Consider the following 2,482-nt stretch of genomic DNA (forward strand, 5'->3'; position numbering starts at 1 on the left):
CGCTGCGCCCCCAGTCCTCGGGGATGTCCTCCAAGCCACGCCAGCGCTGCACTGTGTCTGCTCCTTGTCGCACACTCGTCGGAGTCGAAGCCTCTGATGCAGGTCTAAGGGTGCCATGCCGGGGGCCTGCCGCCCGCATCGGCATGGGTGCTGTGACCGGCCGCACGCCCCGCCGCGTCCCGGCCGCGGTCAGGCGGGTACGCGGGTGCCCGCCAGGCTCTCGATCGTGCGGCGTGCGCTCGGGCCGACCAGTGCCGCCCACTCGTCGGGGGCGTCCGCCAGCCAGCCCGTCACCCGGCCGGCGAACCCGGGGAGGTGGCGGGCCAGGTCGACCAGGGCGCGGTCGAGGCGGGTGGTGCCGTCGGGGGTGCGGGCCAGGAGCAGGGCCGTGCGGTGGACGAGGACCCGCCGGCCGTCGGCGCCCTGGGAGGCGGCGGCGCGCAGCAGCGCGTCCAGGACGGCGGGGTCGTCCTCGTGGGCCAGGAGGTGGTCCCGCAGTTCCCGGCGGAGGGAACCGGAGGCGGGGGCGCCGTCAGGGGCGAGGACGCCGGCCAGCGCGGCCCGGACCGGCTCGGGGCCGCCCTCCAGCAGTCCGGTGACCAGCGGGAGGAGTACGCCGCGGGCGGCGGGACCCTGGTCCAGGCGCCGGTCGGTGTAGGCGGCCACGTGTCCGGCGGTCTCCGGCCGTTCCGCCACGGCCTCGCCGATCACCGCGGCGACCCGGCGGGCCAGCCCGGGCGTGGTGGCGTCGAGGAGCCTGCGCAGCGCCTCCCCGGCGTCCGGGCCGCGCAGCCGGGTCCGGAAGGCGTCCAGGACCGGGTCGGGGTGGGTCGGCAGGGCGGCGGCCACCGCGCTCGGCGGCAGATACGGGTCGCCCGCCGCGAAGTGGCCGAGGGCCCGCGCAAGGTGCCGGTCGCGGCTGCCCGGGTCCTGGACGAGCAGGGCGAGGGCGCCGCCGTGCAGCAGGCCGTCGGCGGGGCGGGTGAGCAGGACGAGGGCGGCGTGGCGCAGCAGGATGCGGTCGGCGGCGGTGCGCGCGTGGGGCGCGGTGCGCAGCCCGTGGGTCACGGCCGCCGTGTGCCGGGCCGGCCGCTCGTCGCGCGCCCACCGGTCGACGGCCCGGCACACGGCGGACGGCTCCTCCTCGGCGAGGACGGCGAGCAGTTCGTCGGCCCGGCGGTGCGTGCTGTCGGCGAGGACCTCGGTGAGGCCGTCCAGACCGCGGTGCCGGTGGGTGTGCAGCAGCGCCTGGGCGGCGGTCGCCACGGTGGCGTGCGGGGTGGCGGGCAGCGGGCGTTCGTCGTCGAACCAGCGGACGAGCAGCGGCTGCACGGTCGCGGGGTCGGCGGCGAGCAGCTGGGCGACGGTGTCGAGGTGGCGGGGGCCGGGCTCGTGCGGGGCGCCGTCGGCGAGGACCAGGCGGCGCAGCAGGTCGAGGCGCGTGGCCCGGGGCAGCCGCAGGGCCGACCAGAAGGCGGGCCCGAACTCGGCGGGCACGGTCCGCCCTTCGCCGCGCCGCTCCGCGATGCCGTCGGCGAGCAGGCGCAGCACCTCCGTGTACGGCGCCGCGTCGGGCACGCGCGCCAGCGTCCCGGCGAGGAGCCGGCCGGCCCACCAGGAGTACGGCTCGGCGTCCAGGGCGTGCGCCAGCTCCTCCAGCGTCAGGGCGAGCTGGGGAACGCCGTACTGGCGGCCGAGGTGCAGCAGGGCCTCCACGACGGGGCCGATGCGGTGGTGCGGGACGGGGAGGGTGCGGGTGTCGTGCGGGGCGTGGCAGTCGTGGACGAGGGCGCGCAGGGCCTCGTCCAGGTCGAGGTGGGCGCCCTGGATCCAGTCGGCTAGCTCCTCGTGCGCGAAGCGGTAACCGCTGCCGGCGGGGACGAGGAGGCCCTCGGCGAGTACGGCGTACGCCCAGCCGGTGCCGCCGCCGAGCCGGGCCGGCGCCGCGCCCCAGGGGAAGACCGCGCCGAAGGACTCCCGGTCCAGCGCTCCCTGCCCGGGGCCGAGACTGCGCCGGGCGGCCTCGTGGACCTGCCCGTGGACGCGCGCCGCGAGCCGGCGTACGGCGGTGCCGCGCAGGCCGTTCTCCGCGGCCAGCCGGGCCGCGACGCGCAGGCACATCAGGTCCAGGTAGGCCCCGAAGACCGCGTCGCGGTCGACGCGGACGGCCGGCGGGGCGTCCGGGAGGGCGGCCTGGACCTCGGAGAGCAGGCGGAGGGTGAGGGGGTGGCGCCCGTCGCCGTCGGACAGGGTGCCCTCGGCGATGCCGTAGCGCGCCCGCGCCTCCCGCGCCTCGTCGTCCCGCAGATCCCCGAGCCGCACACAGGGCGGCAACACCCCGCACCCGGCCTCGGCCGTCCCGTGGGGTACGGCCTGAGGCACGGCCTCTCCGGCCGACCGGGCCCCGGGCGAGGCTGCCCCACTCCACCCGGCCCCCCTGTACTCGTCCCCCGCCCCAAGACCCGGCGAGCCCTTCCCGACC

1 pseudogene is annotated in these 2,482 nt (G+C 78.8%); it reads right to left on the reverse strand.

The features are described 5' to 3' along the window. Window positions 1-189: 189 nt before the first annotated feature. Window positions 190-2,482 (reverse strand): annotated as a pseudogene (locus GTW67_RS10755) (hypothetical protein); the annotation flags it as partial.

Origin of the sequence: Streptomyces sp. SID5910 (assembly GCF_009862125.1) — a bacterium.
Taxonomy (GTDB): domain Bacteria; phylum Actinomycetota; class Actinomycetes; order Streptomycetales; family Streptomycetaceae; genus Streptomyces.